This is a genomic window from Bacillus salipaludis (assembly GCF_004358205.1).
The window spans coordinates 1-3,110 of sequence record NZ_SMYO01000075.1; the positions used below are offsets into that span (position 1 = coordinate 1).

General features: G+C 41.0%; 1 protein-coding gene and 1 pseudogene. One reads left to right on the plus strand and one right to left on the minus strand.

Annotated elements, in window-relative coordinates; translation table 11 throughout:
* Positions 1-404: pseudogene (locus E2K98_RS30320) on the minus strand (YfcC family protein); the annotation flags it as partial.
* A 272-nt stretch (positions 405-676) separates the two neighbouring features.
* On the opposite strand from E2K98_RS30320, the gene E2K98_RS30325 reads away from it, so the two are divergent.
* On the plus strand, positions 677-2,722 hold the full coding sequence (locus tag E2K98_RS30325) for a sigma-54 interaction domain-containing protein (protein ID WP_133340695.1): 2,046 nt from the start codon (positions 677-679) through the stop codon (positions 2,720-2,722).
* Positions 2,723-3,110: the final 388 nt, after the last annotated feature.

A 3,110-nucleotide genomic window follows, 5' to 3' on the forward strand; every position in this document is an offset into this window, starting at 1 on the left:
AAAACCAGCATCACGATAGGGATTAATAATTTTTCACGCCTTGCCAACTTCCGAGCCAAAGTTGCAATAAGTACGTCAACCGTACCTGTTGCTCTTAATACACCGAAGAATCCTCCGATAATTAACAAGAAAAAGATAATATTGCCCGCCTCTACCATTCCTGTAGGAACAGCTTTTATCATATCGAACAAACCTACTGGTGCCGATTTTAACCACTTAAAAGAGTGGGGGTCTACCGTTGTCCGTCCATTCGCTTCAATCCGGACATATTCCCCTGCAGGCAAAACATAGGTTAATAGAGTTGCAATAGCAAGAATGATGAATAGCAATACAAAAATATTGATTTTTCTCTCTCTTTTCCCCGCTGTTTCGAGCGAAACAGCCTTTTCTTGTGGTTGTCCCATACACAAATCTCCTTTGTAAGTAAAATAAAAGAATCCTACAAAAACGCTTACAATTCGTTTTCTCTGATTGCCTATCTTTTTTTACCTTTCATCCTGTATTTCCACCTACCTTTCAAATCCTCTGGCACTTCGTGCATTTATAGATGCAAAATCTGTGCCAAAATGGGGAGATTGATTCTAAAGAGGATTTATATAATTGGAATCATTTTTATGGTTATATTGGCCTTTTTTGGTGATATAATAGAGCCAATTCAAAGACAGGAAGGGATCTTATGACAAAATCCACACTTACACTTATTGCGGGAAGTGTAAAAACAAAGCAAGCCTTGCATGAACAGCTGGAACAACTGCTTGGAGACTATGTTCACATAAAAAGTCATGCTGCAGATGAAGGGTTACCGCGGTCTCTGGAAGATACCATTATCTTGTGTTCATCAGATGCTGCTTATAATCGAACAAACGGTAGGTATAGCGTGAATGCCGAGAACATAATTGTGGGCAAAAGAACCGTTCATCATGAATACATTGACAAACTTTTAAGAATACCTGAAGGCTCTCCTGTCCTGCTCGTAAATGATGATCATGATGCAACGAACAGTCTTATTGAATCCTTATATCAGCTTGGTATCGACCATATTCAATTTATCCCTTTTCAAAAGGGCACATTGTTTTATAAGGATGTTCAAATTGCTGTTTCACCGGGAGAAACGCATCTGTGCCCCTCTTATATAAAAGAAGTAATCGATATAGGCGTGCGTCTTTTTGATATAACAACCATTTTGAATGTTGTGGAATGCTGCGGTTTGGACAAAGATATAACTTCGAAGATTTCAGAAAGGTATATTAGCAATATCATTGATTTACAACGTAAGCTGTTAGTTGCAGAGTGGGATGCCAACCAGATGAGTGAGCATATCCAAAATGTGTTGGGAACGGTCGATGATGGACTATTGGTCGTGAACCAGGAGGGAAAGATCACAGTATTCAATCATAGTCTAGCGGCATTGTTTCATGTTGTTGCGCAAGATGCGGTTGATAAGAATATAGAACAGGTAATGAATCGCCGTGATATTATCGATTTCATCATGAAAAGCAAGGATGATAGCAAATTCTTCAACATAGACGGCGTGGATGTCGTAATTTTTCGATTGCAAATGACGAAAGAAAATACCATTGTCGCGACCTTCAAAAGTGTTCATCAAGCCTTCGAAATTGAAAAGACAGCGCAAAGGGAACTGCGTAATAAAGGATTTCATACGAAATACGGATTTCATGATATTATTGGCGAACATGATGGAATGAAAGAGCGCAAGCGAATCGCCAAGAAGCTTGCCTTGTCGGAGCATCCGATTTTGATTCAGGGTGAGACCGGAACTGGAAAAGAATTGTTTGCGCATGCGATTCATGAGCACTCATTGCGAAAAGACGGGCCGTTTCTGGCAGTAAACTGCAGCGCCTTAACAGAAAGCCTGCTTGAGAGCGAATTGTTCGGCTATGAAGAAGGGACATTTACAGGGGCACAAAGAGGAGGAAAGAAAGGTCTGTTTGAATTGGCGGATAACGGAACGATCTTTTTGGATGAAATCGGCGACATCAGTCTCACTGTTCAATCCCATCTACTGCGTGTTCTGCAGGAGGGAGAAATTCGCAGAATCGGCGGTGGAAGAATCATACCTATTAATGTTCGAGTGATTACCGCAACAAATAAAGATCTTCAAGGAAAGATGCGGGACGGTACCTTCAGATCAGACTTGTTTTACCGGCTGAATGTACTTAATCTCTATATTCCGCCACTCATGGAGAGAAGATCGGATGTTCCACTTTTGATGAAACATTTCATTACAAAGAGCGGGAAGTGGGTAAAAGTTGAGCAAAACGTCTTAGAGTTTTTCATGCAATATGAATGGCCTGGAAATATACGGGAACTAAAAAGCACCATTGATTACATGCTGACGGTTTGTGAGGGAAATGTCGTGACGAAAAGAGACCTTCCGTCCATGCTGACACAGGCTGGAGACAGCGTGACGCACGAATATTCCGCATGTGAAAGTATGCTGGAAATGCAGGAGCGCGCTTTTATATTGGAAGTAATCAAGCAATGCAACGAAAAAGGAAAAGCGGCAAGCAGAGAATTGATTTCATACCAAAGCCAAGAATCGGACTTTACCTTGTCCCCTCATCAGATCCGTCGCCGATTAGATATTTTAGAAAGCGAGGGATTTGTCGTCAAAGGTAGAGGACGGGCTGGCACGAAGATAACAGCTGCCGGAAAGGAGTATTTACACTTTCTTAAGTCAAAGCATTCAGAGTGGTGCTAAAGAAATTGAAGGAAGGTACTTAAAGTAACGGGGCAGGTTTGTTGAAGAAGCATCTGGGCAAAATACCTACCAAATTTAAAGGTAGGTGTTTCTTATTGAAGAAAAAACTCTATGTAATTTTCTGTGTCTTGTTTTTTATAAATAATACTGCTGTTTTTGCAAAGCATTCCACAAGAAAATAGGACAGGTTTCTTTTTTACTAAGGTAAAATGAAAATAAGTATATAACTCGCTACTTTTCACTAACGGGTGCTTGTGCGGCCGAGCATAGGTCGTATCATATAACGGGTGGGATTCCCGTCGAGTAAGAACTAGCCATTCGCTCGTAGCGAGTCTTGGAGGGCTAAAGGTAACTTTAGTCTTTAAGCGTAGACAGTTAGGTAGCGGGC

Bases quoted from the DNA above. Each gene is read 5' to 3' on its own strand.
- E2K98_RS30325 (WP_133340695.1), top strand. From the start codon at position 677: ATGACAAAATCCACACTTACACTTATTGCGGGAAGTGTAAAAACAAAG.